28 protein-coding genes, 1 pseudogene and 1 riboswitch are annotated in these 26,968 nt (G+C 34.4%); of the genes and pseudogenes, 18 read left to right on the forward strand and 11 right to left on the reverse strand.

Annotated features, from left to right (window positions below):
* Positions 1–1,163: ROK family protein (locus AC6CHR_RS21815; protein ID WP_498251161.1), on the reverse strand; the 1,163-nt coding region annotated here is incomplete at its 3' end.
* A gap of 549 nt (positions 1,164–1,712) precedes the next feature.
* On the opposite strand from AC6CHR_RS21815, the gene xylB reads away from it, so the two are divergent.
* Complete coding sequence (gene xylB / locus AC6CHR_RS21820; protein WP_498251162.1) at positions 1,713–3,212, forward strand: xylulokinase; 1,500 nt, start codon at positions 1,713–1,715, stop codon at positions 3,210–3,212.
* Between the two features lie 24 nt (positions 3,213–3,236).
* The gene (locus tag AC6CHR_RS21825) at positions 3,237–4,229 is read left to right on the forward strand and encodes a Gfo/Idh/MocA family protein (RefSeq protein ID WP_498251164.1); all 993 of its coding nucleotides are present in this window, start codon (positions 3,237–3,239) and stop codon (positions 4,227–4,229) included.
* 32 nt (positions 4,230–4,261) lie between these two features.
* Here the strand turns inward: AC6CHR_RS21825 and AC6CHR_RS21830 are convergent, their stop codons facing one another.
* A complete protein-coding gene (locus AC6CHR_RS21830) occupies positions 4,262–5,152 on the reverse strand; it encodes a VanW family protein (protein WP_498251166.1) in 891 nt (296 codons plus the stop codon).
* A 395-nt stretch (positions 5,153–5,547) separates the two neighbouring features.
* On the opposite strand from AC6CHR_RS21830, the gene AC6CHR_RS21835 reads away from it, so the two are divergent.
* From AC6CHR_RS21835 to AC6CHR_RS21860, 6 genes are all read left to right on the forward strand, one after another.
* Complete coding sequence (locus AC6CHR_RS21835) at positions 5,548–6,516, forward strand: bile acid:sodium symporter family protein (RefSeq protein ID WP_498251167.1); 969 nt, start codon at positions 5,548–5,550, stop codon at positions 6,514–6,516.
* A 180-nt stretch (positions 6,517–6,696) separates the two neighbouring features.
* A riboswitch (TPP riboswitch) is annotated at positions 6,697–6,799 on the forward strand.
* Between the two features lie 124 nt (positions 6,800–6,923).
* Positions 6,924–8,204, forward strand: coding sequence for an acetylornithine deacetylase (locus AC6CHR_RS21840; protein WP_498251169.1), 1,281 nt, complete (start codon positions 6,924–6,926; stop codon positions 8,202–8,204).
* Positions 8,205–8,238: 34 nt separating this feature from the next.
* On the forward strand, positions 8,239–8,913 hold the full coding sequence (gene tenA, locus AC6CHR_RS21845; RefSeq protein ID WP_498251170.1) for a thiaminase II: 675 nt from the start codon (positions 8,239–8,241) through the stop codon (positions 8,911–8,913).
* Positions 8,906–9,682, forward strand: a complete 777-nt coding sequence (locus AC6CHR_RS21850; protein WP_498251171.1) for an ABC transporter ATP-binding protein — start codon at positions 8,906–8,908, stop codon at positions 9,680–9,682. The genes tenA and AC6CHR_RS21850 overlap by 8 nt, the downstream gene beginning before the upstream one ends.
* The gene (locus AC6CHR_RS21855) at positions 9,679–10,422 is read left to right on the forward strand and encodes an ABC transporter permease (RefSeq protein WP_498251172.1); all 744 of its coding nucleotides are present in this window, start codon (positions 9,679–9,681) and stop codon (positions 10,420–10,422) included. The genes AC6CHR_RS21850 and AC6CHR_RS21855 overlap by 4 nt, the downstream gene beginning before the upstream one ends.
* On the forward strand, positions 10,422–11,438 hold the full coding sequence (locus tag AC6CHR_RS21860; RefSeq protein WP_498251224.1) for an ABC transporter substrate-binding protein: 1,017 nt from the start codon (positions 10,422–10,424) through the stop codon (positions 11,436–11,438). The genes AC6CHR_RS21855 and AC6CHR_RS21860 overlap by 1 nt, the downstream gene beginning before the upstream one ends.
* A gap of 236 nt (positions 11,439–11,674) precedes the next feature.
* Here the strand turns inward: AC6CHR_RS21860 and AC6CHR_RS21865 are convergent, their stop codons facing one another.
* Entirely contained in the window at positions 11,675–12,457 is a 783-nt protein-coding gene (locus AC6CHR_RS21865; RefSeq protein WP_498251173.1) for a SurA N-terminal domain-containing protein, read from the reverse strand.
* Between the two features lie 763 nt (positions 12,458–13,220).
* On the opposite strand from AC6CHR_RS21865, the gene proC reads away from it, so the two are divergent.
* From proC to AC6CHR_RS21880, 3 genes are all read left to right on the forward strand, one after another.
* Positions 13,221–14,072: a pyrroline-5-carboxylate reductase gene (gene proC / locus AC6CHR_RS21870; protein ID WP_498251225.1), complete on the forward strand. Its 852-nt coding sequence runs from the start codon at positions 13,221–13,223 to the stop codon at positions 14,070–14,072.
* Between the two features lie 179 nt (positions 14,073–14,251).
* A complete protein-coding gene (gene proB / locus AC6CHR_RS21875; RefSeq protein WP_498251174.1) occupies positions 14,252–15,382 on the forward strand; it encodes a glutamate 5-kinase in 1,131 nt (376 codons plus the stop codon).
* 14 nt (positions 15,383–15,396) lie between these two features.
* Positions 15,397–16,662: a glutamate-5-semialdehyde dehydrogenase gene (locus AC6CHR_RS21880; RefSeq protein ID WP_498251175.1), complete on the forward strand. Its 1,266-nt coding sequence runs from the start codon at positions 15,397–15,399 to the stop codon at positions 16,660–16,662.
* 257 nt (positions 16,663–16,919) lie between these two features.
* Here the strand turns inward: AC6CHR_RS21880 and AC6CHR_RS21885 are convergent, their stop codons facing one another.
* Both AC6CHR_RS21885 and AC6CHR_RS21890 read right to left on the reverse strand, forming a co-directional pair.
* A complete protein-coding gene (locus AC6CHR_RS21885; RefSeq protein ID WP_498251176.1) occupies positions 16,920–18,002 on the reverse strand; it encodes a CopD family protein in 1,083 nt (360 codons plus the stop codon).
* A gap of 3 nt (positions 18,003–18,005) precedes the next feature.
* Positions 18,006–18,563 (reverse strand): copper resistance CopC family protein, encoded by a 558-nt coding sequence (locus AC6CHR_RS21890; RefSeq protein ID WP_498251177.1) that lies wholly within the window; start codon positions 18,561–18,563, stop codon positions 18,006–18,008.
* A 200-nt stretch (positions 18,564–18,763) separates the two neighbouring features.
* On the opposite strand from AC6CHR_RS21890, the gene AC6CHR_RS21895 reads away from it, so the two are divergent.
* Together AC6CHR_RS21895 and AC6CHR_RS21900 are read left to right on the forward strand one after the other, a co-directional pair.
* Entirely contained in the window at positions 18,764–18,862 is a 99-nt protein-coding gene (locus AC6CHR_RS21895) for a YjcZ family sporulation protein (RefSeq protein WP_498251178.1), read from the forward strand.
* Positions 18,863–18,980: 118 nt separating this feature from the next.
* Positions 18,981–19,064 (forward strand): annotated as a pseudogene (locus AC6CHR_RS21900) (YjcZ family sporulation protein); the annotation flags it as partial.
* A gap of 261 nt (positions 19,065–19,325) precedes the next feature.
* Here AC6CHR_RS21900 and AC6CHR_RS21905 read toward each other — a convergent pair.
* Positions 19,326–19,547 (reverse strand): hypothetical protein, encoded by a 222-nt coding sequence (locus tag AC6CHR_RS21905; RefSeq protein WP_498251179.1) that lies wholly within the window; start codon positions 19,545–19,547, stop codon positions 19,326–19,328.
* 417 nt (positions 19,548–19,964) lie between these two features.
* On the opposite strand from AC6CHR_RS21905, the gene AC6CHR_RS21910 reads away from it, so the two are divergent.
* Positions 19,965–20,390 (forward strand): GreA/GreB family elongation factor, encoded by a 426-nt coding sequence (locus tag AC6CHR_RS21910; protein WP_498251180.1) that lies wholly within the window; start codon positions 19,965–19,967, stop codon positions 20,388–20,390.
* A gap of 197 nt (positions 20,391–20,587) precedes the next feature.
* Here the strand turns inward: AC6CHR_RS21910 and AC6CHR_RS21915 are convergent, their stop codons facing one another.
* The gene (locus tag AC6CHR_RS21915; RefSeq protein ID WP_498251181.1) at positions 20,588–20,809 is read right to left on the reverse strand and encodes a hypothetical protein; all 222 of its coding nucleotides are present in this window, start codon (positions 20,807–20,809) and stop codon (positions 20,588–20,590) included.
* 372 nt (positions 20,810–21,181) lie between these two features.
* Here AC6CHR_RS21915 and AC6CHR_RS21920 point away from each other — a divergent pair, with 372 nt between their 5' ends.
* The gene (locus AC6CHR_RS21920; RefSeq protein ID WP_498251182.1) at positions 21,182–22,225 is read left to right on the forward strand and encodes a M42 family metallopeptidase; all 1,044 of its coding nucleotides are present in this window, start codon (positions 21,182–21,184) and stop codon (positions 22,223–22,225) included.
* Positions 22,226–22,431: 206 nt separating this feature from the next.
* Here the strand turns inward: AC6CHR_RS21920 and AC6CHR_RS21925 are convergent, their stop codons facing one another.
* The 4 genes from AC6CHR_RS21925 to AC6CHR_RS21940 all read right to left on the reverse strand — a co-directional run bounded on the left by AC6CHR_RS21925 (position 22,432) and on the right by AC6CHR_RS21940 (position 24,170).
* Positions 22,432–23,058, reverse strand: a complete 627-nt coding sequence (locus tag AC6CHR_RS21925; RefSeq protein WP_498251183.1) for a TraR/DksA C4-type zinc finger protein — start codon at positions 23,056–23,058, stop codon at positions 22,432–22,434.
* A 192-nt stretch (positions 23,059–23,250) separates the two neighbouring features.
* Complete coding sequence (locus tag AC6CHR_RS21930) at positions 23,251–23,418, reverse strand: hypothetical protein (RefSeq protein WP_498251184.1); 168 nt, start codon at positions 23,416–23,418, stop codon at positions 23,251–23,253.
* 30 nt (positions 23,419–23,448) lie between these two features.
* Entirely contained in the window at positions 23,449–23,739 is a 291-nt protein-coding gene (locus AC6CHR_RS21935; protein ID WP_498251185.1) for a YxcD family protein, read from the reverse strand.
* A complete protein-coding gene (locus tag AC6CHR_RS21940) occupies positions 23,727–24,170 on the reverse strand; it encodes a hypothetical protein (RefSeq protein WP_498251186.1) in 444 nt (147 codons plus the stop codon). Before AC6CHR_RS21940 ends, AC6CHR_RS21935 begins: the two co-directional genes overlap by 13 nt.
* Positions 24,171–24,519: 349 nt before the next feature.
* Here AC6CHR_RS21940 and AC6CHR_RS21945 point away from each other — a divergent pair, with 349 nt between their 5' ends.
* From AC6CHR_RS21945 to AC6CHR_RS21955, 3 genes are all read left to right on the forward strand, one after another.
* Entirely contained in the window at positions 24,520–24,972 is a 453-nt protein-coding gene (locus AC6CHR_RS21945) for a hypothetical protein (RefSeq protein ID WP_498251187.1), read from the forward strand.
* Positions 24,973–24,984: 12 nt separating this feature from the next.
* Positions 24,985–25,314: a DUF3243 domain-containing protein gene (locus tag AC6CHR_RS21950; protein WP_498251188.1), complete on the forward strand. Its 330-nt coding sequence runs from the start codon at positions 24,985–24,987 to the stop codon at positions 25,312–25,314.
* A 157-nt stretch (positions 25,315–25,471) separates the two neighbouring features.
* A complete protein-coding gene (locus AC6CHR_RS21955) occupies positions 25,472–26,908 on the forward strand; it encodes a phospholipase D family protein (RefSeq protein ID WP_498251189.1) in 1,437 nt (478 codons plus the stop codon).
* Positions 26,909–26,968 lie beyond the last annotated feature (60 nt).

Consider the following 26,968-nt stretch of genomic DNA (forward strand, 5'->3'; position numbering starts at 1 on the left):
TATATTTCTTTTAATTCTCGTTTGATGAAGTATTCGGTTGTAAATGCGGCTACGCCTAGTGCTGCTGAATGGGTTGAGTGTTCTGAGAAGTTAATTCTTAATTCCTGTTGTTGAAAGGATAATGCGTGTGAATAGACAATTTCGAGTAACGGTTGTTCAATCCATTCTTTAGCCATAGCTAAGCGATTACCAATAATAATTTGTTCTGGGTTAAAGGTATTGATGATGTTGTTAATCCCGAAACCAAGATATTGACCAATTTCCTTGAAAAGTGTGATTGCTTGTTCATCATGATTTTGGGCTAGTTCGATAAGGGATTCTAGAGAATAGATATTTTCTTTTCCTGCTTTATTTAGAAGGGCATGTTCTGATGCGTATGCTTCCCAACAACCTCTACTTCCACAGCTACAAGGGTGACCATTCATTTGAATTATCATATGACCCAATTCACCTGAAAAACCGTTTAACCCTTGATATAGGCGATTATTTAGAATGAGTCCGACACCAATTCCGATCCCTGCGCTTACATAAATAATATTTTTAAACTTCTTCCCAACACCGAATTGCTTTTCTCCATATGCCCCAGCGTTTGCTTCATTTTCAATTATGACTGGCGTGTTAAATTCATTTTCAATTAATTGTTTAATCTCACAATTTTTCCAACCTAGATTAGGGGCTAGTAATACTTTCCCTTGTTTATCAACGATACCTGGAATACCTATACCAATTCCAATTACACCGTATGGGCTAGTAGGAAGGTCTTTTTTTAATGTGTAAATAATTGTTTTGACAAGATCAATGACATCATCAAAAGATGAGCTTTTCATACTTGAATTTTGTTCCATAATAATTTTCCCTTTTAAATCTGTAACAACGCCTAAAATGTAATTGACGCCTACATCTATTCCGATTGAGTAACCCGCAACACGATTATAGTGAAGAAGTACAGGTCTGCGGCCTCCACTTGATTCTCCTGGGCCAGATTCATAGACAAGATTCTTATCCAATAATTCACTTACAAGGGAAGACACAGTTGCTTTATTTAAACCGGATGCTTGAGCAATATCCGCTCTTGAAATTGGTTCTTCCTTTGTGATTGTTTTAAAGACTAATGATGTATTGTTTTTCTTAACTACTTGTTGATTCCAAGTAATTGCTTTCATATAACCCACCTACTTTCATCTTGCTACTAGTATAATTGAATATGTTTAACCATATAATGATCAAACTATTCATTAGGATCGAAAAACCTAAGATATTCAACGAATATAACTATCAATAAAGGCTGTTTTCACAATGATTGTTGTTTTCCGTACAAAGTACCTATTATGTAAACGTATCAAGTATAACTTCGTGCACCTATCGCTAAATTACTCTAATATCCATGTAGAGATTTCTTGAATTTAGATAGTACTAAAGCAACAAACTTTTAGAAAAGAGCCTTAATAAAAGACCATATTATATAGTATAAACTTAGTTTATTGGATAGACAAACTATTTTCCAAATGATATAATTCATCTATGTTTATTTAAGGCGTTATTTATAAAGGAAACCTTTATTTAGGATCGTCCTATAAACTAGAACATGTATAATTTAGTGTCTATTTACTTCTAGAGGTATCGTTTTGATTTTTAAATATATTGTAAGGGTTTACTTTAGGGTGTGCATTATAATGGTACATTCTTCACTTAAAATTAAAGGGGATATTAAGATGAAATATGTGATTGGGATAGATTTAGGTACAAGTGCTGTTAAGATATTATTGATAGATCAAAAGGGAAATGTAGTGAATGAAATATCAAAATCTTATCCGTTAATCTCTGAGAAGTCAGGATATAGTGAGCAAGAACCGGAACATTGGGTTGAACAAACTCGTGATGGCCTTGCAGAATTGGTCAAAGAGTTCCATGGAGATATTGAAGCGATCGAAGGGATTAGCTTTTCAGGTCAGATGCATGGACTTGTTCTTTTAAATGATAGACATGAAGTTCTTCGTCCTGCAATTTTATGGAATGATGTAAGGACAACAGAACAATGTAAGCGGATTTATGATGTAGTTGGACAAGAACAATTATTAGAGATTACAAAAAATCCTGCATTAGAAGGATTCACTTTGCCGAAAATTCTCTGGGTTAAAGAATATGAGCCTGAACTATTTGCAAAGTCTTCAGTGTTTATGCTTCCAAAGGATTATTTACGTTTCAGAATGACTGGGCAAATACATAGTGAATATTCTGATGCAGCAGGAACACTGTTATTAAACGTTGGTCAAAAGCAATGGAGCACAGAAATTTGCAATCTGTTCGACCTAGATGTTGATCTATGTCCACCGCTGGTTGAATCACATGAATGTGTAGGCACGATTACTGAAGAGTTTGCTAGTTTAACAGGACTTTCACCAATTACTAAAGTATTTGCAGGTGGAGCTGATAACGCATGTGGTGCAATTGGCTCAGGTATTCTCAGTGAGGGTAATACGCTATGCAGTGTTGGTACATCGGGTGTTGTTCTATCATATGAGGAAAGAAATGATCGTGACTTTTCGGGAAAAGTTCATTACTTTAATCATGGTAAAGAAAATGCTTTCTATACAATGGGCGTAACATTAGCTGCTGGTTACAGCCTAAGCTGGTTTAAGGATGTTTTTTCTGAAAATGAATCATTTGACGTGTTATTAGATGGTATTGAACAAGTACCAGTTGGTTCGAATGGGTTACTGTTCACGCCTTATTTAGTAGGTGAAAGAACACCATATGCTGACCCAACTATTCGTGCTAGCTTCATTGGTATGGAAGGCACACATACGAAGAAGGATTTTGCTCGTGCTGTTTTAGAAGGAATTACATTCTCACTACATGAATCAATTGAAATTTTCCGTGCAAGTGGTAAAACAATTGATCGAATTACGTCAATAGGTGGTGGGGCTAGAAATGATAGTTGGCTTCAAATTCAAGCGGATATCTTCAATGCAAAAATAGTGAAGCTTAAAAGTGAACAAGGGCCTGGTATTGGTGCCGCAATCCTTGCTGCATATGGTTCTGGTTGGTCGTCTACACTACAAGAAATTGCAGATCTTTTTATTCAGCAGGATAAAATATACGAACCAATATCTAAAAATGTAGAGCAATATCAAGAATTATTTACATTATATAAAGGAGTTTATCAACAGACAAAAGGACTAAATGAAGGTTTAGCTAAATTTAGAAAGTAAGTAATGTTATATAGGAGGTATAGTATGTCGTTAATACGTTGGGGTGTTCTCAGCACAGCCAAAATAGGTCAAGAGCAAGTAATTCCTGCCATTCACCGTTCAAAAAATGCAGAAGTTGTAGCAATAGCGAGCAGTAGAGAGAATAGGAGTGAAATTGCTTCACAGCTCAATATTCCAAAGGTCTATTCAAGTTATGAGGAGCTATTGGAGGATCCCACTATCGATGCTGTTTATATCCCGCTTCCAAATCATTTACATAAGGAATGGGTAATCAAGGCAGCAAAACATGGTAAACACGTCCTTTGTGAGAAACCAGCAACCCTTTTTTCAAATGAAGCAGAAGAAATGGTAGCAACATGTGATGAGTATAATGTTAAGTTTATGGAAGCATTTATGTATCAATTCCATCCCATGAATCAGCGTGTGAGAGATATTATTGCTAGTGGTGAAATAGGTGATACGAAAATAGTTCGATCAAGTTTTTCCTTTTTTCTAAGTGATCGTGAAACAAATATTCGCATGAAAAAGGAAATGGGTGGTGGAGCATTATATGATGTTGGTTGTTATTGTATACATGCGATTCGAACGATAACAGGTTCTGAACCACTTCATTTAAATGCTTCAGCCAATATTGATCCCAAAACAGGAGTAGACCTTACAACTACTGTCCAAATGGAACTAGAAAATGGGGTTCAAGCTACATTTGATTGTAGTTTTGATATGTATGGTGGCCAGTATTATGAAGTAGTAGGAACGAAGGGGAAAATTATCGTACCATTTGCATTTCGTCCTGATCAAAACGGAGATGGATTAGTCAAGGTTGAAAAACCGAATGAAGAGAGGATAGAAAAGTATCCTGCAGACATCTATGTATTGGAAATTGAACATTTTTCTCAAGCAATACTTGATAACAAACAACCTTCCTATACAGTAGATAATGCTATTCAAAATATGCGTGTTGTCGAAGCTTGTATGAAGTCGATAGAAACAGGTCGGGAAATTTCACTGAAAAAGTAATATTAGTCAGCTCTAGCACAAAAGTGTTAGAGCTAGTTTTCACTTGTTTGTCGGTAAGATTCTGAGGTATCCGCATTAGGTTCAAGTGTTTCTGAGGAATAGATTTCAATAATTAACCTACTACCAACCACTTTTGAACGAATAAGAATAGGTTGGTTTAGAACGTTTTCAAAAGCAAAATCAGGTCCAAACCAACTAACAGTTGCGTCCCGCTTTGGCGGTACATAGGGAACCTTTCTGCTATGTGAATAGCGTTCAGTAATTTTTACCCCAGCGAGATCGACAGCATTAAACAGTGTAGAGGATACCTGACAAATCCCACCTCCAACTCCTTCTGCCAATTCCCCCCTTACAATTATCGGTGCTGGTAAATATCCACGATCCTTTGTTCGCTGACCTACGACTGCATTAAAGGAAAACCGTTCTTTTGGAAAAAGAACATAGTTGTTTATTGCCTCAGAAGCCAAATGAATATTTTTACTTCGTTCTTTATTCATACTATTAAAATAAGTGACATATTGGCTTACTTTTTTTGACTTAATGCTAGACAGTAGTTCACTATCGACCTTTGGATAGACAGTTTGAGTAGGTATAGTGATGGTAGCAGAGCCATTTGAATAAAAATATGTATATAATATTTCTTTGAATTTTTGTCGATTTAGTTTTAATCCGTTTCTTTCACTAATTAACTTCCCGTTTTTATCAAGCGTTGCATCAATTGGATCTACATAAAATTTTTGTTCGATTGATTCGACTAATTGGTTATACTTTTCCAAATCAATCATCGAATCATCAAAAGAAGGAAGTGCTAACTCAGAACGTTGAATAGAATCGATCTTATTTCCTTCAAATTTTATCGTGTTATTTTCTGAGATATTGGTTGGATGGAAGGTTAACAATAAGAGAGTAAAAAACGTAAACATTAATATCACCACCTCTTTTAATTTTTTATAAAATAACAATGATAAAATAAATCAAAAATACCTTTATACTTAGATCTAGTTTGTACTATATTTTTAAAAAAACTCTATAATGGGACTAAAAAGTCTACTATTATCATTGGAAATATATAATAATGAAGGAAACAAATACTGACTCATCTCTTATAAAGTCTGTTACAATTGCAGAGAAAAACTCTTTCTAATCCAATTGTTGAAAGAGTGAATGTGCATGTAGAATGAAATCTATTTTCAAAAAAAAAATGAAATGATAGTCATACGAAAAGTCCCTGAAAACATACTAATACCCGAGTGAGGATCTTATACGAAAAGTAGTTACCTTAGCGAAACAGCCTTAGATAAAGACAGGAGAATGCTTTATGCTACAATCACTGAATCGGCAGCTTGAAAGATTCATGCCTTTTATCACTCCGACAAGCGTGATTTTAGGTGTACTATTTGCTGATCACTTATTAATTTTCTCGTTTCTAATTCCATGGATTTTTGCATTTATTACATTTTCTGGGAGTTTGAGTTCCGATTTTTCATCACTAAAAGGTGCATTTAAAAGTCCATTACCATTAATTATCATATTAATCCTACTGCATATTTTGATGCCAGTTATTGCATGGACCGTAGGGCATCTTATTTTTACAGATGACAATATGACATTGACTGGTTTAGTATTAGCAGCTGTTATTCCGACTGGTATCACAAGTTTTATATGGGTGACTATTTATAAAGGAAATATCGCTTTAGCACTGTCAATCATCTTATTTGATACAATCTTGTCTCCTTTCCTTGTTCCACATACACTTTCTTTTCTAGTCGGTCAGAAAGTAGAAATTAATACACTTTCGATCATGAATGGGTTGGTATTTATGGTTGTACTGCCCTCATTACTTGGAATGTTCATTAATCATTTTTCGAAAGGAAAAAGTGTGAATGTGAGCAAGACACTAGCACCTTTTTCTAAATTAGGTCTAGCTTTAGTGGTTATGATTAATGGAGCAGTGGTGGCCCCCTTTCTAACAGAGGTTAATAGTAAGTTAGTTATCATAGCCATTACTGTTTTTGGGCTAGCTTTTATTGGATATCTGATCGCATGGATGCTAGGAAAATGGCTTACTAAAGACAGAGAAACAATTGTGGTGATGATTTTTACTGGAGGAATGCGAAATATTAGTGCTGGTGCTGTTATTGCTGTCCAGTATTTCCCTGCTGCTGTTGCCGTACCTGTTATTGTGGGGATGTTATTTCAGCAAATTTTAGCCTCTATATTCGGTTTTTTGTTTAAACGTTTTGAAAATCAAACTGTTGAATATAAGAAACAAGTCTCGGCTTCATAATAAAGATGGTGTTTTCTATCACAAAAGCCAAAAATGAGTAAATGTACAGATTATTTTTAATTCTTTTGTTGCTAAGAATGACATATTGTGTTAAAAATAGTGTAATCAATCAGATTATTAAATTAGTAGATTAATTGACAAGAATCAATATTATTTTTATATGAATCATAATTAAATAATTTTCACCACTAGGGGAGCTTTAATAGCTGAGAGAGACCATATGTCTTGACCCTTATTACCTGATCTAGATAATACTAGCGTAGGGAAGAGGTGTTTGAATACAATTGAAAGCTTTAGCGCTCAAGCATGCTTCTCAATCATTTTATTAAAATGTCTGTTCAAACCACTTCTTTTCTAAAAAGAAGTGGTTTTTTTGCGTTCTAAGTAATAACTAAGGAGGATACAGCTTGACTATTCAAATACAGAACTTGGTAGATCAAATTGATTCAAGAAAAGAAGAATTAATTGTATTACTAAAAACACTTATAGAATTTAAAACACCAGCACCACCTGCTAGAAACACCAAGGAAGCTCAATCATTTATTGCTGACTTTTTGAAAGAAAGAGGATTTGTAATTGATATGTGGGATGTTTATCCAAATGATCCCAATGTTGTAGGGGTTTTGAAGGGTGTTGAGCCTGAGGGCTACAATAGTTTAATTATTAACGGACATATTGATGTAGCAGAGGTAAATGAAGAAGAAGAATGGGGAATCGATCCTTTTACGCCATTTGTTAAGAATGGTGCTGTCGTTGGTCGTGGGGCAGCTGATATGAAAGGTGGCTTAGCTGGTGCAATGTTTGCAATCCAGCTCTTACATGAAGCAAATATTGAGTTACCGGGTAGTTTAATTTTCCAGTCTGTTATCGGGGAGGAAGTTGGTGAGGCCGGAACTCTCGAATGCTGTAAAAGAGGCTATACAGCAGATTTTGCTGTTGTTGTAGATACAAGCGATTTACATATCCAAGGACAAGGGGGTGTGATAACAGGTTGGATAACGATAAAAAGCGCCCAAACCTATCATGATGCAACAAGGAGACAAATGATCCATGCTGGTGGGAAACTATTTGCGGCAAGTGCAATTGAAAAAATGACGAAAGTTATCAATGGCTTACAGGAGCTTGAACGTCACTGGGCGGTTACTAAAGATTATCCAGGCTTTATACCGGGAACAAATACAATCAATCCTGCGGTAATAGAAGGTGGGCGGCACGCGGCATTTATTGCTGATGAATGTAAACTTTGGATCACAGTCCATTACTATCCAAATGAATCTCATGAGCAGATCATTAAAGAAATCGAAGAGCATATCAATAATGTGGCCAATTCAGATCCTTGGCTAAGAGAAAATCCGCCTACATTTGTTTGGGGCGGTAAATCAATGATCGTGGATCGTGGTGAAATTTTCCCTTCATTAGAGATTGATCCAGATCATTTTGGTGTAAAACAATTATCGGCTGCTCATCAAACGATTACTCAAGAAACGGCAATTGTTGACGTATCACCATCCGTAACAGATGGTGGGTGGCTTGGTCAAGCGAACATTCCTACTGTAATTTATGGACCAGGTAATCTACAGAATGCACATCGAGTAAATGAACAGGTTTCAATTGATCAGTTAATTGAATATACAAAAGTGATAGTAGTGTTTATTTCAAATTGGTGCAATACAAGAAGTGAAAATTGAAACGAGATTAATGATGGAAAGAGGGGAGCTTATTATGAAGTTCAGTGAAAGACTATTAGCAAAGGTGTTCCCTATTTGGAACAAAAATCATACTCACCCGTTTGTTCAAGGTATCGGTGATGGGACATTAGCAGTAGAAAAATTTCGATTTTATTTGATTCAGGATTACATATATTTGATAGATTATGCTAAGGTTTTTGCACTTGGAGCGGTAAAATCAACGGATTTAGAGACGATGGGGAAATTTGCTATGCTACTTCATTCAACATTAAATGAGGAGATGGAGCTTCATCGTCAATACGCAAAAAGATTGGGTATATCAGTCGAAGAATTAGAAAAAGCAAAGCCAGCTTCAACCACATTAGCCTATACTCATTATATGTTACATATTAGTCAGAATGGTACGCTTGCTGAGCTTGTTTCCTCTTTATTACCCTGTATGTGGAGCTATTGGGAAATTGGTAAGGCATTAAATGAACTTGATGATGCCAATCAGCATGAGTTTTACGGTGAGTGGATTAGTATGTATGCTTCAGATGAGTTTGGTGAACTTGCTAAATGGTGTATCAACTTAATTGATCAATTAGCTGAAGGTAAAAACGAATCAGAATTAAAAGGCTTGGAAGATATCTTTTTAAATACCACTCGTTTTGAATATATGTTTTGGGATATGGCATACAACGAAATGATGTGGCCAACTGATGAGTAAGAAAAAGACAGCATTACAATTTAAAAAAGTGAATTTTTATTATCACAATGAAAAAGGAACGAATGATATATTAAAAGATTTTGATATGCACGTTAATGAAGGAGAATTTGTATCGATTATTGGGACTAGTGGGTCAGGTAAAAGTACATTATTTAAGCTTATCACAGGACTTGAACAGCCTGATGAAGGTGAAATTTTCCTTCGAAATCACTTGGCAACTAATCGCCTTGGCCAAGTAGGATATATGCCACAGCAGGATTTATTGTTGCCTTGGAGAACGATTATCGAAAATGCTACGTTACCTTTGGAGATAAAAGGAATTTCAAAGCGTGAAGCGCAAAAACAGGTTCTTCCATTACTTGAGGAATTTGGTTTGAAAGGGGTGGAATATTGTTTTCCAAGTGAATTATCAGGAGGGATGAAACAAAGGGTTTCATTTTTACGGACAATTTTAAGTGGATCAAAAATTTTGCTATTAGATGAACCATTTAGTGCCCTTGATGCTATTACAAAAATCAATTTACAGGAATGGTTGTTAACTCAATGGCAAAAGCGTAACGAAACGATTCTTTTCATAACGCATGATGTAAATGAAGCTTTGTTTCTATCTGACAGAATCTTTATTTTTACAGAAACACCAACAAGGCAATTAGATGAAGTTAACGTACCTCTTGATCGTCCGCGATCGCTAAAAGATTTAAATAAACCTTTATTATTGGAACTTAAGGATTATTTATTTGATCTTTTAAGGACAAGGAGTATGCTATGAAATATTTTAAAAAATATGCAGCTGCTTTTCTGTTAATTTTAAGTTTCCTTGTTATTTGGGAGGTTGGAGCCAGGATAATAAATAAGGGGTTTATATTACCTACTCCAACAGACATTGCTAGAAAGCTATGGGAATTGAAAGTTGTGTTAGTACTTGAGCATCTCCCTGCTACTCTTAGTATTATTATAATAGGACTTTTTATTTCTATTTTCCTAGGTGTTGGAATAGCTGTGTGGATGAGTGTAAGTGAGACAATTGAAAGGACCTTTTATCCGATTCTTATATCGTCCCAAACGATCCCTGTTATTGCGTTGGCGCCGATTTTTGTTTTGTGGTTCGGTTATTCGATTTGGAGCAAGGTAGTTGTTACCGTTCTTATAACGTTCTTTCCGATAACGGTAAATACGTATGATGGATTAAAATCTACAAGTAAGGAGTATAGAGATCTGTTGTTAACCATGGGGGCCAAGAAGAAAGAGATCTTCTTTAAATTGCAAGTACCAGCTTGTACACCTCACTTTTTTTCCGGGTTAAAAATTGCCGTTACACTTAGTGTAATAGGAGCAGCAATTGGTGAATGGATCGGAGCACAAGCGGGTTTAGGTTATTTTAGTCGTCGGATGATGACACAGTTTGATGGTGCTGGAATTTTTGCTCCGATCGTTATGTTATCAGCAATAGGAATATTATTCTTTCTACTTGTTGTTTGGTTAGAGAGAAGAATCTTAAAATGGAGGTAATTAGAATGAAGAAGTATCTGTTTGTTATGTTTATTATTTTGATGGGGGTACTTTCGGCTTGTTCAAATAATAAAAGCACTTCTGCTGAAAATGAACAGGAAAAAGAATTAAAGGATATAACAATTATGCTAGATTGGTATCCTAATGCGGTACATAGCTTTTTATATATTGCTAAGGAAAAAGGCTATTTTGAGGATGAAGGTCTAAATGTTGATATTCAATTTCCTGCAAATCCGACAGACCCGATTAATTTAGCAGCTGCGGGAAAGATTACCCTTGGAATCTCTTATCAACCAGATGTGATTATTGCTCGAGCAAATCAAAATATAAACATTAAATCTGTCGGGGCTATTGTCCGGTCACCACTGAATCGAGTTATTTTTATGGAGGATAATGAGATTTATACACCAAAGGATTTAGAAGGGAAAACAGTTGGTTATCCTGGGATTCCACTAAACGAATCATTGATAAAATCAATGGTAAAAGCTGATGGAGGGGATCCAGACATTATTGAAATGGTTGATGTTGGCTTTGAACTAGGATCCTCTATTGTTAACGGTTCAGTTGATGCAGTTATCGGAGCCTATATTAATCATGAGGTACCAGTTCTAAAACATGAAGGTTATGAAACTCGTAATCTTAATCCAACTGAACATGGAATTCCAAACTACTATGAGTTAGTTGCTGTAACAAGTGACAAAACATGGGAAAATGAACAAGAGAGTATTAAAGCATTTTGGCGTGGTGCAACAAAAGGCTATGAATTTTCTAAAGAACATCCAGAAGATGCACTATCCATTCTGTTAAAACAACAGGACGAAACAAATTTCCCATTGGTAGAAGAGGTTGAAAAACAAAGTCTAGAAATATTATTACCACTTATGGAATCAAAAACGAGTTTTGGAAGTCAAGATAAGGAACAATGGCAAGAAACGATCAAATGGATGAAAGAGGCTGGATTAATAGAAAAAGAGCCAGCTATTGAAGATATTTTTGTGGACATTACTGAGGGATAGGAGGTCTATTTAGCCTATTCAAAGAAACTAGAATATTAAAAATTTCCTAGGCAATATGAATCAGCGAGTTTTATAAATCTACCATTACCAATTAATGTGCATGTCTAGAACCCTTTTGGATTTATATGGATATAAAGCTGGAAACTGAAAATATTCTGACTTAATGTAAAAAAGAGGATGACTCAAATTTGAGTCATCCTCTTAAGGTTTTACCTAGGGTGGTCATTTTCTTTATATTAAATTTTGAGTTCAACTTTAGCATCTTTACGAAGTTCTTCTACTTTACTTCCAAGTTTTTCTTGGATTTTCTGTTGCTCTAGCTGAAGCTTGATAGCATCTTTCACATCAGCATACTTAGGTTTTTCTGCAGATTCTTCCATTTTGCTAACAACAGAATCAAAATACTCTTTTACTTCTTCATCTTTCACTGATTCAACTTTGAGATCTTTCTTTACATACTTATTATATTTAACATTATCAGCCATTTGTGCTTTTAATTGATCAAGTGAAAGTCCTGTGTTTTTTAGTGCTTCGTCAAATGCCTTTTCATCTTCGTATTTGCTTTTTACTGTCTCGAGTTCTTTGTTAATTTCATCGTCTGTTGCTTCATATCCTTTTTTATCAATTTCTTGCATGAGTAGTTTTTGTCCAACAAGACTTTCAAGTGTATTATCCTTCAATTGTTTAGCTAATTCATCAGTAGTTGGATCTTGTCCAGCTGTTACATAGGAAGATTGAGAACTGCTCAACAATTGATTGTATTCATCACCTTTTACTTCGTCGCCATTAATAATAGCAACTACACTACCTTCTTCTACCTTTTGAGCATCAAGCTTCTTTTGCATTTCTTCTGCTTCTGCTGCAATCTCTTCTTCCGTTTTTGCTTCTTCTTTTGTATCCTCTTTTTCTTCGTCAGATGTGGTAGCGTCTTTCTTAGCGTCCTTTTCTTTGTCATCATTACATGCAGCTAGTGAAAATGCTAAAAGCCCCATTAATAATGTGAGTAGTAATTTTTTCATTGATTGTTCTCCTTTCGCTATTAGGAAGAAAATCTCCTAACTAGACGTGCATAAATGGAATTGTATAACAATTAAAAGAAAAATGAAAGGTTATAAGTAGGAAAATAAGAAATAAATCATAATTTGTCACCTATCTTATCTATTACAGTAATAGATAAGATACAGAAATAGTAAAAAATAAAAAAACTTATTAGGAACATACACAATGAGTCCAACAAACACCACATTGTTTCGTGATTTTGGATACATTTTTAATAAGAGGGTTCATGAAGTAAATTTAAGGGAAAAGGGTATATACAAACAACTGAACAACCATCTCAGTACTATGATCAATACATCGTTATTGTAAGATGCTTTTAGATAACCAGAAAAGATCAATCCATCTATTTAAAATATTTAGATATGTTCAACGTTAAAAATAGCTAAACTCATATATCCTCATGAAATGATTCATTCCCCTTAAGGAATTATCTATTCATAAAATCCACAATCATAATAACTCAGGTAATGAAGGATCTAACACTCACTAATTTTATAAAAATTTAGAATTATTGGTGAAATAATTTCTTGAAAATAAGGGTTGAGACGCGATTAATTAGTCTGAGACGTTCTTATGAAGATATAACTCCTAATGTTAACGCTTACACTCACTAATTGGAAGAAATGCTTACAACCTTTCCTTAAGACCTTGATTATGGATCTCATCATGTTAGTATTAAATCGTCGGATACGAACAAAATACGAACGATATTGGAGAGATGAGATGCTACACAATAAAACAGTTGCATTTTTAGGTGCAGGGTCAATGGCGGAAGCGATGATTTCAGGTTTAGTTAAATCGGGTAATATACCTCCTAAACAAATCATTGCAACGAATCGTTCAAATGAAGAACGATTATCTGTCTTAGAATACAACTATGGAATTAAAGGAATAAAACGTGAAAATCTACAGTTTGATAAAATAGATATCTTTATTTTAGCTATGAAACCGAAAGATATTGATAAGGCGCTTAACGATATTAAAGATCTTATAAAACCGAATCAACTCTTATTGTCTGTTTTGGCAGGAATAACAACAACATACCTTGAAGAAAATCTCCATTTAGGCCAGCAAGTAGTGCGAGTGATGCCGAATACGTCTAGTATGATAGGTGAATCTGCTACAGCTATATCCCCAGGTCATAATACAGCCGATGAAAATGTAAAGTTAGTGCAAGAATTACTGGAATGCATTGGAGAAGTTTACACAATTCATGAGAAAGACATGGATATTTTTACTGGTCTTGCAGGTAGTGGACCAGCGTATTTCTACTATTTAATGGAGCACATGGAACAGCAAGGTGTTGAAGCAGGACTTAATGAGGTAACAACAAGACAAATCATTGCTCAGACAATTGTAGGGGCAGCAAAAATGATACAGTCACAGGAAAAGTCACCTTCCACTTTAAGAGAAAATGTTACTTCTCCAAATGGTACAACAGCTGCAGGGCTACAAGCGCTCGACGAGAATGGTGGGGGTATTGCTATTTCAAAAGCAGTTGAACATGCTGCAAAGCGTTCTAAAGAAATAAGTGAACAAATCAAAGAAAGCCTATTAGTTGGTTCAAGTAAATAAATGATATGAACGATAAATAATTATTGTGATCGTTTAACCGACTAGCCTGGTAATAAGCATATGTTAAAAGCAACGAAGGCAAAGTACACCTTTTAGTATAATGTGCTAAGTATTTTGTTTACCAGAGGTTAGTCGGTGATTTGTGCAAGATGTACTAATAATGATTCAGGAGTGATTGAATGTCGACCCTAGAAAACGAAAACAAACGGGTTGTAATAAAAGTAGGTAGTAGTTCATTAACAAGCCGTCATGGAGAAATTAGTCGTAGAAAACTAGAAAAATTAGCTGATGAAATTGCTATATTAAAAGATGAAGGCCATGAAATCGTATTTGTTTCTTCTGGAGCAGTTGCTGCAGGTTATCGTAAGTTAGGTTGTATAGATCGACCAACATCTTTACCTGAAAAACAAGCAGCAGCATCAATTGGTCAAGGGCTATTAATCGAAGCATATTCTGAAATTTTTTTATCACATGGTTATGTAGCATCACAAATATTAATTACACGAAGTGATTTTTCTGATGAATATCGTTATAACAATGTTCGAAATACATTAAATGTATTATTAGAACGAGGTATTATTCCTATCGTAAATGAAAATGATACGGTCACAGTCGATCGTTTAAAGTTTGGCGATAATGATACATTGTCAGCGAAGGTTGCCGGCCTAATTGAAGCAGATCAATTGATAATTTTATCTGACATCGATGGATTATACGATTCAGACCCTCGTAAAAATGAAGAAGCGAAATTACTTGAAAAAGTTTATGAAATAACACCTGAAATTGAAGAAGGTGCTGGCGAATCGGGAAGCAATGTTGGTACCGGTGGAATGAAGTCAAAAATAGATGCTGTAAAGATTGCAATGGCATCAGGAATTTCAACCTTCTTGGGGAAGGCAAGTCAACCTGGTATATTAGGCGATGCTGTATATGGATCTGCTAGAGGGACGTATTTTGAAATAACAAATGAAACGTTTAATTTAAACCAGAAAAAACAATGGATTGCTTTCCACTCAGGACCTGAGGGTGAACTTGTTATTAATCAAAATGTAAGAACATCCATCGCTGATCATAAACATAGTATCTTTTCATCTGATATCGTTGAGGTAAGAGGACATTTTGAAAAAGGTGCTGTTATACGAATAATAGATCATTTTGGAGAAAGAATTGGTTTAGGTGTTGTTAATTATTCTAATGAAGATTTAGAAAGATTAAGTGAAATTACCGGTAAAGAGATTGAGAGTATTGAAGTTGTCCACTTCGATGATTTAGTTTGTGAACTTGAATTATCTCTACCTGTTGGAGTTTAAGAAGGAGGAATTGCATGCCAATTATTACGAAGGAAATTTCAACCGTTGAAGCACAAGCAATAGCAGCAAAAAAGGCAGCAAAAATAGTTAGTTTATTATCAACTGAAGAAAAAAATGAAGCATTAAACATCATAGCAGATACGTTAGAAAAGAATGATCAAATTATACTTGATGCTAATGAACAGGATTTACTAGTAGGTAGTGAAAAAGGGTACGATGAAGCTTACATGGATCGACTTGCATTATCGAAGGAACGAATCAAAGATTTCGCTGACGGACTTCGCCAAGTTGCAAAACTTGAGGACCCAACAGGTAAAGTATTATCCAATTGGACATTAGAAAATGGTTTAGCTGTTGAAAAGGTAACTGTTCCTTTAGGCGTAATTGGAATGATATATGAAGCACGACCAAACGTAACAGTAGATGCTACTGGTCTTGCGCTGAAATCAGGGAATGCCATCGTGTTAAAAGGCGGATCATCTGCTTTATCATCAAACAAAGCGATTGTGGAAGTTATGCATAAGGGACTAAATGAAACAAAAATCCCTAAGGAAGCTGTCCAATTTATTGATAGTACAGACCGCGCAGCAACACAGCAACTTTTCACAATGAAACAACATATTGATGTGTTAATTCCAAGGGGTGGAGGATCTTTAATTAACGCAGTCGTAAATAATGCAACAGTACCAGTTCTTGAAACCGGTGTTGGTAACTGTCATTTATATATTGATGTTGAAGCAGATGTTGAAAAAGCATTAACTATTCTTGTTAATGCAAAAACTGACCGTCCCGCAGTGTGTAATGCATTAGAAACAGTAATTATACACAAGGATTGGCTTGATAAAAATAGTGATATTCTAAATTCTACTTTTAAGAAACATAATATTACAGTACATGGTGACGAAGAAGCCTGCAAATACATTCCAGATTCAGTAATTGCCGATGAAGAAGATTGGGCTAATGAATATTTAAGTCTAGACATCGCTGTAAAAACAGTGAACAAACTAGAAGAAGCAATAGATCATATTGAAACATATGGAACAAAACATTCGGAAGCAATCGTAACAGAAAACCAGAGTACGGCTAAAACATTTATGAGTCTAGTAGATGCATCAGCACTTTATCATAATGCATCCACCCGTTTTACAGATGGTGGCGCATTAGGGTTTGGAGCAGAAATTGGAATCTCAACTCAAAAGCTTCATGCACGAGGCCCAATGGGACTCCCTGCATTAACGACAATTAAGTTTATGATGTCTGGCAACGGACAGATACGATAGAATAGTAATAAATTTAGAATGATCGACATTTATTTATGTCGATCATTTTTTCCTTGTTAAGGACAAACAAACAACGTCAAAAGAGATGGTAAAAAGGGAAAATTTACTATTCCTCTTTAAGTCTTCTAATAAAGCTCTTTTCTATATGTTTGTTACGAAAAACAACAATATTTGCGAAAATAGTCTAATAAACAAGAGGAAGATTCCAAAGCAAAGATTCTATTCGTTGCATTGGAGTCTTCCTCTTGTTATTTTAGTTAATTAATGACAATAGACATCATCAGTCCAAGATATGTTGCGATTATAAAGATAATCGCAAATCCCAAAGCAATCCAGGGTGAAAGCTTTTTAAGAAAGCTAATAATAATCATGATTAAAAAGATAAAAGCAATGAGTAGCAAGAGTGTACTTTGAATCCCAGTTGTAAGATGAACTGAAAATGGTGCAACAATTTCTTGTCCGAGTAAAAAATCCATCCAAAATGCAGGACCTTCTTGAATAACAGTAGCGTTTACCTGATGTGGTGGAGGCAGTGTGCCCAATATTCCAGTAATAAAAAAAATAATCATAAGACTTATTGTTTCTACCTGTACCCATTTCTTCGCATCAAAACTTGTATCGAATCTTGTCTTTCGAGATAAAAATCCATTAACTAGTGCGAACGTTAAGACGGGGACAATACTAATATGTTTTATTAATAGAATTTGACCGTATGGTAAAACCCAGGAATTAGCATAATCTTTTAACTCTACTACAAATAACATAAGGGAAAGGCCACTTACCATCGTTATCAGGAATAAAATAATCGATAGGGGGGTGAACCAACGTAAAAAGGCATGCCAATTTTCGACCTTATGAGTAAGCCATCCGATATGGATTAGAACACCAACCCAAATAGTGATCGTTAAATAATGAATAGAATGGGAAATGAGCCCTGGCCACAGTTCGAGAGTGGAAGAATGGCTAGCATACCCCACGGAAACAATCATTAACACGACAAAAAGTGCTTGAAAATATTTCGATCCTTCTACATATAAAATCATCCATAAAAAAACTGCGAAAAAGCTTCCATATAACCAGGCTATGCCTATTTGAAACTCAGTCAAAATTGAATAAGCGTTAAGATTTAATACCCCTTCAGGTGAAAAGTATAAAATTACTTGTAGCACTGGTAAAAAGGTTAAAATGATTATTCCTAAAACAGATAATAATAAGCCCTGTTTAGATGTTTGAATAGCTGGTTTTTTTGATTCTGGTATAAATTGGAGGACAACATGACCTACTATATATGAAAAAAGCATGTAGGACACATATTCTGTAATTGGGATGAGTTGATTCATTCCTTACCTCTTTTTACGCAAAAGTATCCATATTCCAAATGCTAATAGGATGACTAATACGAATACTGAAACAGTTGAAATAGTCGAATTGCTGGTTTTAACAGTCTCTTTTTTCGATTTTACGTCTGTATTATCTTCAACCTGCAATTTCTGTTTTTCTATATTATTTTCAGCCTCTGATTGTGGAGGATCTTCTAGTTGATTTTCTTTTGTTTCAGGAATGTTAACAGTAAAAGGAATTTCACCATCAAGAATATGTCCGTCTTTAGAAGCTGTATTCCAAACTATTTGATAGCTTCCATTTTCAAGTGGTGTAGTTAATGAGCCTTTCATTTGTTTTGGTGCAAATGTTAAGGATTCAATTTTATATTTTTCGTTTCCTCTCACCAATGATAGTGTTCCTTTGTTTTCGATTTCTCCAGCAAAATCCACGATTATCTCATTCAATTGTTCGGTGACTACTTCATCCTTTCCAGGAGTTGATTGGGAAACAGTGGTATGTGCTGATGTTATAACAGGAAATGTAATAAGCAAACTTATAATAAAGATAATTTTTTTCAAGTTCTCCACCTTCTATCTTCAATTTTTCTTGATACTGTCTCATTCTAACATTAATCTCATACTCCAGTTTAAATAGATTTCTTACAATTTGGCAAACATCCGTTTAATAATGAAAAAAAAACTTAGGAACTGTGCGAATGCCCTTACGTACAAGTACAAAGTTTCATATTGTAATAGTACAACGAAAGGGAGGTGTTGTTATGAGTGGTGCAACTCCGGGTTATGGTTCTGGTTTTGCTTTGATCGTCGTTTTATTCATCCTATTAATTATTGTAGGTGCAGCTTTCGTTGGTTACTAAATAATGAGCAATTTTAAATATATCACTTAAAGGAGGAGTTCAAATGAGTTTCGGTACTGGATACGGTGGATACGGTGGTTATGGCGGTGGCTGTGGTGGCGGATATGGCTATGGCGGTGGCGGTTACGGTGCAGGTAGAGGATTCGCGCTAATCGTTGTATTGTTTATTCTTTTAATTATTGTTGGAGCAGCTTGGTTCTAATAAAGCATGAAAAGAAGGTCTGACAATTGTCAGACCTTCTTTTCATCTACCTAATGCAGGGGTAGGGGTTGCTTTCTTAATAATAAACGAATTAATAAACAGAAAAATTATACTGAAAATTAATAATAACAGAAAATTAATTGCCATTTCTCCAGTAGCAAATCCTTTAATAAAATTCTTTAGCCCATACTGAACAACAGGTATAAAAATAATTAAAAGAATAGAGGCTAAAGTAATGATACCTCCTAGTTGACCAAAGCGTTAAACAATAGATCCAAGCAAATAACCAATTGATAATACAAAAAAGATGATAATGCCATCGATTAAAGTTGAAATTCCCCAACTTGGTGAATCCATAAGAAGTTTGGTGGGCTCATAAATCATGATTCCTTCTATTGTAAATAGCTTTTTTATTGTTAGTATCATCGTTGTAACGATTTGATTTATTATAGGTAAACCAATTGACAGTAGGACAAGAAACAAACTTACTGATATGTGAAAGGAATTTCGTGTTGCTCCAAATCTTATACAAAAGGGTAGAAAAATCCAATAAATGTACAAAATACATAAGTTGCTAAACTAGTAGAGATAATAACAATTAAAAACGTAGTCTGAAAGAATAAACAATAAAGTAATGAAAGAAAGAAAAATAGCCCAGAATATAAATAATCAACTAATGCTACAAATTTATTAGATTTATCGCAAAATGATAAAACTTAATTATAGAGTAATAAGAGGCAAAAATAACCGATAACCATTTAAATAGAAACTTAATAAGGGCTATGTTATGATGTTTTTGAGATTGGGTAATAATCTCAAAAATGTATATTGGAGGGTTATGTATGGAATTTAAAATGAAATTATGTAAGGGTCATCAGCACGCTCAGGGGGAAATCTACTATGAACCATAAGTTAGGTCTATCATTTAGAGAAACAATTGTCGATCAATTGGTGTTTTTTGATGAGAATGGCACAGAAATTTTGGATACTTATTTTTTATCTGATCGTTCTAGGTTCAAGGAATTTCACACTACATATTCTTATGAAGTAGAAATATTCCTTACAAGCTTAAATAATGGAGTAGAGGATCAACAATATATCCCTAAGGTATTTATTGGATGCAAGGTGCTATTAAATTATATTGATGACAATGAAGTGGAAGAATATACAATTTGTTTTCCAGAGTTTTCTGATCCAGATAACGGATTTATTTCATTTCTTTCTCCTGTGGGGAGCCAATTGTTATTACGTTCAGCTAAAGAAAAAATGTTATTATCAACACCTGGAGGGGAGTTGGAGGTTATTATTAAAGAAATAACTTTTTAATCACCTCATACAAACATATTCAAAAGGATTACTACTAAATAAAGCTTCCCTAAAATCTACTGGGTTATCGTATTAGATTTTTAGGGAGTTTTGTTCATTACATTATCAATTTATAAGTTGAAAGTCTGGTTTATCGATACTAAGAGTCCCTATTTCGAATGGCAGTTTTGAGATTAGCTCTATTAAATTTCTCCCCGTCACGAGGTTTTTTTTTCTAACTCATCAATATGTATTAATGAATTTCGTTTAATCCAATATTGAAAACTATCTAATGGAAACACACCTCTACGCTTTGATTTATTCATTTGAATAACGACACTGCCTTCTGTTACTTCTAAGATTTTTAATTTGTCAGAATTACTGATGTTAGGAATAAAGGTACCTTTTAATTTAAATTCCATGTCATTGGTTAGAAGCATAATTGAATTCCTCCTTCATTTTCTTTATGTTATATTTCCCTTTATTTTATTCCTTATCCAAAAATTCCTTGTTATAATTTTGGTTACACTTCCGAAACTTTCATTTCTGCCTTGTTTACCAGAAGTTAGTCGTATAAACTTAACCCCTTACTAAACGTTAATAGGACCTATTTTAGAAACAGCATTGCAGAAATTTTTCGGAATACAAATTAATGAATCTTATTTCATTGATGGTTGTTAGGTTGATGAACATAACTTTGATAACCTTAAAAAATTGATGATTGGATCGTAAAATGTCCGTTACATTCGTAGCAGTGATTTATATTTGGTATGATTAGAGAAATATTTATTTTATTTGAAAGGGGCAAAGTGATGACAAAGATTAATGAAACAGTCTCTCTGATTAAAGAACTCGTAGAAATACCAAGCCCATCTGGGAATACTGAACAAGTAATTACTTTTGTTGAACGATATTTGGAGGACCTTAAATTAGAGATGAAACGAAACCATAAGGGTGGCTTGGTAATTACAATTCCTGGTGCTGATAACGAGCGACATAGAATGTTAACTGCGCATGTAGATACTTTAGGTGCGATTGTAAAAGAAATAAAATCCTCAGGTCGATTAAAAATTGACTTAATTGGTGGTTTTAATTACAACTCGATTGAAGGAGAATATTGCAAGATAGAAACAATAAATGGGGAAATTTATACAGGTACGATCCTTATGCATCAAACATCAGTACACGTATATAAGGAAGCTGGAAAATTAGAACGGAACCAAAAAAATATTGAGGTAAGATTAGATGAGCAAGTACATAGTAAAGAGGATGTTCATCAACTTGGTATTGAGGTTGGCGACTTTATTTCTTTTAATCCAAGGGTGGAAATTACTCCTAGTGGATTTATAAAATCACGTCATTTAGATGATAAGGCTAGTGTTGGTTTACTACTGCAACTTATTAAACAAATATCAGAAGAGAAACTAAATATACCTTATACAACGCATTTTCTACTATCAAATAATGAAGAAATTGGTTATGGTGGTAATTCTAACATTCCAGTAGAAACTGTTGAGTATTTGGCTGTTGATATGGGAGCAATTGGCGATGGTCAAGCAACAGATGAATTTACTGTTTCAATTTGTGCTAAAGATTCTAGTGGTCCATACCATTATGGACTAAGGAAAAAATTAGTAGAAATAGCACAACAGCAAGGAATTCAATATAAAATAGATATCTATCCGCACTATGGCTCTGATGCATCAGCAGCGATACGCGCAGGTCATGATATCGTTCACGGACTAATTGGACCAGGGATTGATGCTTCACATGCATTTGAACGAACACATCTCTCTTCATTACAGCACACAGCTAGCCTTTTATATTACTATGTGCAGTCGGAGATGACTTATTAAGAACTTATACTATTTGTAAGTGTGTTTCACCTACAACAATTGTATAGTTTATAAAAAGCTTGAGATTTCTCAAGCTTTTTAGTATGAAATTAAATAAAAAATCTTCTGGTTATTTGTTATTTTTATCTTCAACACAATCATCTTCTAGTATAGGGAAGATCCCTAAGCTGGATTCAATTTTTTCGGAATCTAATACCTCAGTGTACTCATCTTTTTTTATTTCCATAAACCTTCGTATTTTTGCCTTTTATATCGGTACCTATAAAACGTTCATATTTTTCGGTATACCCATTATCATCTTCATCTGTATGGTAAACATCACGATCATCGGTAAAGTCTGACGCTGTCTCAGAAGTACCATAGCTTGCTACTTCTTTAAAGCTATCTTGATCATCATTTCTATTCTGATAATGATTGTCAAAGACAGGGTCTATGCCATCTTCCTTGATAGGGTGAGAATTCTCTTTAGCTTGTTCTGGAAAATGTTCAACACAGTATAAAGTAGAAGGAACTACTTCCAACCGCTCAAAGGGTATCGGCTCTCCACAACTTTTACATTTACCATAGGATTTTTCCGAAATAGCATGTAGTGCGTTATCTATACTTTCGATTTCTTGATCTGTATGTCTATCTATTGCCATATCTCTTTCTCTCTCAAATAATTCGGTACCTAATTCTGCTGGATGGTTATCATAGGAAGAAAGCTCGCCAATTGATTCAGTCTGACTTCTCCTTAGAAAAGACTCGTCTTTACGACTGTTTCGTTTTTCTAGTTTTTCTTTGCTTGATGTTAACACTTCTTTTAGAGTTGATAGTTGTTTGTCAGTAAGCATGAATTACACTCCTTAGGGAAATAGATAGATTACTTTGATATCCTTCCTTTCCCTTATTTCACTATTGAAAAACAACAATAATAAATGAAGGTAGACAACTACGATAGTTTAGGTGGCTTTAGATTGAATGATTTTGGAGTTAGTAGGTAAAATACCTGTTTAGTTGATAATGAAAAAAAAAGTTAATGAATCTCAATAACGATTCATTAACTTGTACGTAATAAAGGTACCTCCTAGAAGAAGTCCAGATAATAAAAGTACAATTCCGAGCCCAATATCATCAGCTAATGTCATGAGGTAAATAATAAGGACAATGTCAGTAATAATAGAGCCAATAAGAAGTACTTTAGGTGAGCGCATATTTTTCACCTACTTTAAATTATTTTAATCTCATTCTACATATGCGATAATACCTTCTTCATCGTTAAGGATGATTTCTATTGTGGCCGTGAAAGGATCAATTTTCATGACTGTTTCAAGCCAAAAGCGTATTGCTTCAATAATATTTGATGTAATTAGAATTTGCTTTCGATCATTGATATATGACTCGGCCGAAAAACCATAGTCATCATCATACAGGAGTTGAATCTCAACTTCCTGGGGTGTGATTTGTCGTTTATGTGCTATGTGAAGACAAAGAGCATTCACAATGTCTTGTTCTGGTATTTTTATTTTCCCCATATGGAGTTTTCCTCTGTTTTCCGTTTGTTCTTAATCATCGAAAAGATTTTACGAATAATAAAAATTACTGCAAAAATAGCAAGAACATTGATGAAAAGACCAATAACCGATCCTAAGATCCCAAGGTTACTAAGCATTCCACCTAAGAGGAATCCGGCTACCCCACCTAAAAGTAATCCCTTCATTAAGCCACCAGTTTTCGATTTAGCTGTTGTATTACTCTTTGTAGTTGTAGATGATTTTTGATTCGTCTCGTCTTTTTTAAATAAAGATGGATTGTTGTTATTCGTAGTGTTTGAATTAAACGATTTTTTACCAGATTTATAGCCTTTTGCACTAGCTGTTGTTAACTGATCACCAAGTAGAAAGCCACCTACAGGTGTGAAAAGTAAAGTAAGAACAAGTATTGCTGAAAAAAATTTTTTAATCATGATGACATTTCCTCCTCAAGATATGAGTCATAGCTAAGAATTGATGTATTCTCTAATATGACAATTAGTATTACGTTTAAAAAGTAGAAAGGTTTCAAATAAGTAAACTAGTATTTTTGTATTTTTAAAACCACATTTTTATATTTTAATATGTTTAGTGAATTAAAACAATAAATGAGTAGATTGAGAGGACGATATAAATATAGAAGTTAAGTGATTAATCTATGTTTCTAATCTATTAATTGAAATTTAAATCGTTTACGTTTGCTAAGCATCCCTGATTATCAAGGTTTATCTTTTACCTCTCGCGGGAATAGCAAGATTAATCACATAAGAGGAGGAATTAATTATGGGACAACCTACTGTAGTGAATGATAATGAACAAAATAGCATATTACTTAAAGGCATTATTATAGGTGGAATAGTTGGTGGAGGTCTGGCTCTACTAAATAAAGATACGAGAAGGCTCATTTCTGAGAAGGCTGTTGATATGAAGGATACTTCCAAGAATGTGTTACAAAATGTTAAAGATGATCCTGGTGAAGTTAAGGAACAAATACTTGATCAAGTAAAACATGCTACAGATACATTAAAAAACACGATGGAGGAAGCTAAGTATTTAGTAGAACGAATTAATAGTGATGTTGTTCAAGAGGCAAGAGATATCACGAGTGAGGCAGCATCATTAGCAGATGATGCAAAAGAAGACTTCAAAGATATACAAACGAATGTATTGGATACGACCTCTAAGTTAACTGAAACAAACATGTCTACTCATGAAGAGGCGTTGAATTTAAGATAAAGGAGAGATTCAATGGAACACCAATATGAAAATACAAATTCTGAACAGTTAGATCGAGTGGAACGGGCCGTAAATGGACTGGGACAAGATAAAAAAGATGAAATCCTATCAAACTTTGAAACATTTAGAGAATTCTTAGGTAATAAAGTAGCAATGGGAAAGAAAATGGGGCTAACTGAAGAGCAGTTAGCACTTGCAACCAAAAAGGTTGCAGATTTTTTAGCGAAATATGAGCATCCACGCAACCAAGAAGAAAAGCTTCTTCAAGAGCTATGGAGAGCAGGTTCTGAAGATGAACGACATATGTTGTCCCACATGCTAATCAAGCTAGTGCGCTACTAAAAATTGGTAGACCTTACTTATATACGAACGACAGTATGTCGATTTCAACTAATTTATGTGCTAGTAATCTAACAAAAAAATAGTTATAAGACTTCAAAAAGAGGTTTACTCACAGCACGTGAGTAAACCTCTTTTTTGAAAAAACCTTGGGGGAAACATGAAAAAATTGAAAGCAATATTCAAAAAAAAGCAAATTTGGTTGTTTATAGTAATTGTCACAACTATCGTATGTACAAGTGTTTATCATAGCTACAAAGATCTTCCAGAAGGGATTTCAATTGAAAGTCAGATGTATATGGTAGAAGATGTTCAGTTTTTATATGACCTTAGCTATAAAGGTCCTCATGGAATAATGTATGATCAACATATATTTGAAGGAATTCATGAATTGATTAGACAAGCTGAGGATTATATTGTGATAGATATGTTTCTATTTAATGAATATATAGATAAAGGAGAATTTTATCCGCAGATCAGTGGAGAATTAACAAAAGCGATTGTTAAACAAATTGAGAAGAAACCAAATTTAAGCGTACATTTACTTACAGATGAAATTAATACATCCTACAATTCACATCAGGTGGGTTTGTTTGAAACGTTAAAAAGACATGGAGTTCATGTGACACTAACAAACTTAGAAAAATTAAGAGATCCAAATCCTATATATTCTGGGCTATGGAGAGTCGGCTTACAATGGTTTGGACAAGAAGGTAATGGTTGGTTAGCTAATCCGCTAGCAGATTCCGCTCCGGAAGTGACTGCAAGATCTTATTATAAATTATTAAACTTAAAGGCTAATCATCGAAAGGTCATAGTGACGGAGGATGCGGCGATTATTTCTTCAGCAAATGCTCATAATGCGAGTGGTTATCATTCTAATATTGCCTTTAAGGTAACCGGGAATATTATAGGTGATGTACTTGAATCAGAGCAAGCTGTTGCTGGTTTTTCCGGGTATGATACTCTCCCTAAATGGAAGAAGCAGCAACCGGAGAATGGTGAGGTTGCTATACAACTTGTAACTGAAGGGAAAATAAAGAAAAACGCGATAGAAGCAATTCAATCAGCTGAAGAAGGCGAGACGATTTGGATTGCTATGTTTTATTTAGCTGATACAGATATTCTTGAAACGTTAAAAGGAGCAGCGAAAGAAGATGTTAGAATTCATTTAATTCTAGACCCAAACCAAAACGCATTTGGCTCGGAAAAAATAGGGTTACCAAATTTACCAGTTGCAGCAGAGTTAACTAAATTAACTCAAGATAATCTAAAGATAAGATGGTACAACACAGGAAAAGAACAGTTTCATTCTAAACTCCTTTATGTTCAGAAAGAAGAAAAATCGATCATTATCGGTGGTTCTGCTAACTATACTGAAAGGAATTTAGCTGACTATAATCTTGAAACAAATCTAAAAATTATCGCACCAAATGATTCAGAAATTGTAACTGAAGTTCAAGGCTATTTTGAGCGTTTGTGGACAAATAATGGTGGAGAATACACGGTTGACTATAAAGAATATAAGGATGACTTACCAATTTTCAAGTACATTCTTTATCTAATTCAGAAGCTTTTTAAGTTTACAACCTATTAACAGGAAAAATATCCCTTTAGATACACGACGTTATGACTAGTATTAAAATAAAACTTGGTC

The sequence above is a fragment of the Metabacillus sp. GQ13 genome, assembly GCF_059758525.1.

Coding starts and splice junctions, on each gene's coding strand:
- xylB (WP_498251162.1), top strand. CDS start 1,713: ATGAAATATGTGATTGGGATAGATTTAGGTACAAGTGCTGTTAAGATA.
- AC6CHR_RS21825 (WP_498251164.1), top strand. CDS start 3,237: ATGTCGTTAATACGTTGGGGTGTTCTCAGCACAGCCAAAATAGGTCAA.
- AC6CHR_RS21830 (WP_498251166.1), bottom strand. CDS start 5,152: ATGTTTACGTTTTTTACTCTCTTATTGTTAACCTTCCATCCAACCAAT.
- AC6CHR_RS21835 (WP_498251167.1), top strand. CDS start 5,548: ATGCTACAATCACTGAATCGGCAGCTTGAAAGATTCATGCCTTTTATC.
- tenA (WP_498251170.1), top strand. CDS start 8,239: ATGAAGTTCAGTGAAAGACTATTAGCAAAGGTGTTCCCTATTTGGAAC.
- AC6CHR_RS21850 (WP_498251171.1), top strand. CDS start 8,906: ATGAGTAAGAAAAAGACAGCATTACAATTTAAAAAAGTGAATTTTTAT.
- AC6CHR_RS21855 (WP_498251172.1), top strand. CDS start 9,679: ATGAAATATTTTAAAAAATATGCAGCTGCTTTTCTGTTAATTTTAAGT.
- AC6CHR_RS21865 (WP_498251173.1), bottom strand. CDS start 12,457: ATGAAAAAATTACTACTCACATTATTAATGGGGCTTTTAGCATTTTCA.
- proC (WP_498251225.1), top strand. CDS start 13,221: ATGCTACACAATAAAACAGTTGCATTTTTAGGTGCAGGGTCAATGGCG.
- proB (WP_498251174.1), top strand. CDS start 14,252: ATGTCGACCCTAGAAAACGAAAACAAACGGGTTGTAATAAAAGTAGGT.
- AC6CHR_RS21880 (WP_498251175.1), top strand. CDS start 15,397: ATGCCAATTATTACGAAGGAAATTTCAACCGTTGAAGCACAAGCAATA.
- AC6CHR_RS21885 (WP_498251176.1), bottom strand. CDS start 18,002: ATGAATCAACTCATCCCAATTACAGAATATGTGTCCTACATGCTTTTT.
- AC6CHR_RS21895 (WP_498251178.1), top strand. CDS start 18,764: ATGAGTGGTGCAACTCCGGGTTATGGTTCTGGTTTTGCTTTGATCGTC.
- AC6CHR_RS21910 (WP_498251180.1), top strand. CDS start 19,965: ATGAACCATAAGTTAGGTCTATCATTTAGAGAAACAATTGTCGATCAA.
- AC6CHR_RS21915 (WP_498251181.1), bottom strand. CDS start 20,809: ATGCTTCTAACCAATGACATGGAATTTAAATTAAAAGGTACCTTTATT.
- AC6CHR_RS21920 (WP_498251182.1), top strand. CDS start 21,182: ATGACAAAGATTAATGAAACAGTCTCTCTGATTAAAGAACTCGTAGAA.
- AC6CHR_RS21925 (WP_498251183.1), bottom strand. CDS start 23,058: ATGCTTACTGACAAACAACTATCAACTCTAAAAGAAGTGTTAACATCA.
- AC6CHR_RS21930 (WP_498251184.1), bottom strand. CDS start 23,418: ATGCGCTCACCTAAAGTACTTCTTATTGGCTCTATTATTACTGACATT.
- AC6CHR_RS21935 (WP_498251185.1), bottom strand. CDS start 23,739: ATGGGGAAAATAAAAATACCAGAACAAGACATTGTGAATGCTCTTTGT.
- AC6CHR_RS21940 (WP_498251186.1), bottom strand. CDS start 24,170: ATGATTAAAAAATTTTTTTCAGCAATACTTGTTCTTACTTTACTTTTC.
- AC6CHR_RS21945 (WP_498251187.1), top strand. CDS start 24,520: ATGGGACAACCTACTGTAGTGAATGATAATGAACAAAATAGCATATTA.
- AC6CHR_RS21950 (WP_498251188.1), top strand. CDS start 24,985: ATGGAACACCAATATGAAAATACAAATTCTGAACAGTTAGATCGAGTG.
- AC6CHR_RS21955 (WP_498251189.1), top strand. CDS start 25,472: ATGAAAAAATTGAAAGCAATATTCAAAAAAAAGCAAATTTGGTTGTTT.